Below are 2690 nucleotides of genomic sequence, written 5' to 3'. Positions count from 1 at the left end.
GTTTCTTCTTTTAAAACTTTATTTTCATAAAACTCTTTTTGTACTCCATATTTATTATTGTTCTTATAATTATAAATTAAATTTACTTTTCCATTAGAAAAATATTTTATCATTTTTCCTTCTTTATTAGCATATCCATTAAATGAAATTTTTTTTATAACTTTTTCATTTAATGGATTAAATATTAACTCTCTAATTAATTTGTCTCTTCTATAAGTTTTTTTATTTTTTTTCTTTCCTGTTTTAAAGTATTCAAAACTATCTCCATCAAGTTTTCCATACTTATAGTTTTTTGCAATCTTTATAATATTTGTATTTTCATAATACTCTATAAACTTACCATATTTTTTTCCATTTCGATAATTTGTTATGCTTGTAATTTTACCTTTACTAAATTGTTTTAAAGTACCATCTTTTTTATCATTTACATAATTTGTTTCTCTTTTTAATTCTCCATTTTTATAAAAATAAGAGCATAAACCTTCACGTTTATCATTTTTATAATTACACTTTATCTTTTCTCCATCATTAAATATTTTTATCATAGAGCCTTGTTTTTTACCTTTTATAAAATTAAGTTTTGTAATTGATTTATCCATTACATTTTTTATTGTTTGGATACCTTCAATTTGTCCATTTTTTAATTTTCTTTTAGTAGATATATAAATATCATCAGAATAAATTGGAATTTTTAACTCTTGAATAACTGTATTTTCATTTATTTTTTCTTCTTTACCAATTAAGATATTGCTATATGGATCAAAAAATTCTATTTTATTGTCATTTTTATTTTTATCATTTACATAAACAAATATATAATCTTTCCCAATAATAGAATAAAAACCTAAATCAATTTTTCTTGCAACATATGAATTTATTAATTTATTATTTTTATTATACATTTCAAACCTAGCAGAAGAATTTTGATTATCTTCAATATAATAAACTTTTATACTATTTTGATTATCTTCATAAAAAAGTTCTTTTTTCTCTTTACTATAACTTACACTTAATATAAAGAAACAAACAATTAATATTTTTTTAATCATTTAGTTTCCTTTTTATTTATAGTTTTTAGATAATTAACAATTTTTACTCTTTTTAATTGAATGGCATAGTCAACTGGTGTATTATCATCATTATCTTTAACTTTTAAATCTGCACCATTTTTCAATAAATACTTAACTGTATTAATATCATTATTATCAATTGCAAAATAAATTGGAGTATACCCATCACTATCTTTTAAATTTAGATCTGCTTTATTTTCTACTAAAATTTTCATAAGTTTATTCCGCTCAAATATTATTGCTAAATGCAAAGGAGTCCTAAGATATTTATCGGGAGAATTAAGATCTACTTTATTTTTAATTGCATAATTCATTAAATCGCTAGCCAATCTACAGTTTTTGCAATCAGAACGATAAGATTTAATCAAATAAAAAATAATATTTTCTTTATCTTTATTTAAATGATTTATATTCGCACCTTTTCCAACTAAATACTTAAATGCTTTTATATTACCGAATCTTAAACTACTCATTAATGCAGTTTCATCTTCATAATTAATTAACTCTAAATTGATACCTTTAGAAATTAAAAAATCTGCAGTCTTTTTAATTTTTGATATATTTACATATTTATCAGGAAGAGTAGTTTTTAATGCAATAAATAAAACAGACCCATTATTATCAGTAACATTTATATTTGCACCTTGATTTAAAAGTTTTTCTGATAAAGTTAGATTATTATCTTTGATTGATTGAATAAACTTATTATTTAACTGTTTATAATTAAGTTTTTTATCAATATTAGTAGATTTATATTTATCACGTACACATCTAATATTAAAATCAAAAGTTTTTGACATAGAGGAAATTTTTCCTCCTTTAAAATTAACAACCCAGGCAGTATTTTCATTTTGTTTGTATGGAGTACTAGTCCAATAATATGCTCCTTTAGAATTCTTAAAAATATCAAATGATACATTTTTATATTTTGTTTTACTTGTTATTGATGCAAGTTCATCTACTGAAGGTAACCTCCAATTTTTATAGTTAGAAAAATCAAGTTCATCACAATATTTCTTTGCATTCAACCAATCTTTTTTTAAAGTTTTAGTATCTATATTATCCTGCCATTGTAGTTTTGTAATATTATTAGTAACTATATTTTTTTCATTATTCCTTGAAAAAGTTTTTTTTATTATTTTCTTTTTATTAATTGTTCTTACACATCTTACATAATAATTATTTATTTTATTTTCCCAATTAGCTGTTCCTGTACCAAAATGTATTTCCCAAAAATATGATGAATCCATATAAAAGGGAGTATTAGTCCAATAACTACGAGTTGGGACACTTCTGAAAATATTATTAATAGCAGGTTGACTTTTATTTTTATCTGCTAAAAAAAACAATTCATTAAAATAAGGAAGTCTCCAATCATTATAATTTGCTAATGTCAAATTCGTACAATATTTTTTTGCACTATTCCAATTTTTTCTTTTCAAATTATTGTCTTGCCACATTAAATTTGAATTTTTATCAATAACAATCTCTTTTTTATTGTCTCTTACATATTCTGCAAATAAATTGCTATTAAATATACTTAATATAAAAGTTATACTTATTATTAAATTTTTCACAAACTTCCTTTTAAATAATTTTTATAATTATATTATATCAAGT

Annotated in this window: 2 protein-coding genes; both read right to left on the bottom strand. The window is 21.2% G+C overall.

All coding sequences use genetic code 11. The features are described 5' to 3' along the window. Positions 1–1049 (bottom strand): toxin-antitoxin system YwqK family antitoxin (locus tag CRU93_RS13945; protein ID WP_164967707.1); only part of this gene is annotated, 1049 nt, incomplete at its 3' end. Beyond that, complete coding sequence (locus CRU93_RS13940) at positions 1046–2647, bottom strand: DUF1566 domain-containing protein (protein WP_129104792.1); 1602 nt, start codon at positions 2645–2647, stop codon at positions 1046–1048. The genes CRU93_RS13940 and CRU93_RS13945, both read right to left, overlap by 4 nt. Between the last annotated feature and the right edge of the window lie 43 nt (positions 2648–2690).

It is taken from the genome of Arcobacter sp. CECT 8985 (assembly GCF_004116495.1).
Lineage (GTDB): Bacteria > Campylobacterota > Campylobacteria > Campylobacterales > Arcobacteraceae > Malaciobacter.
The sequence above is the reverse complement of the archived record's forward strand: the minus strand, read 5'-3'. Positions and strand labels throughout refer to the sequence as shown.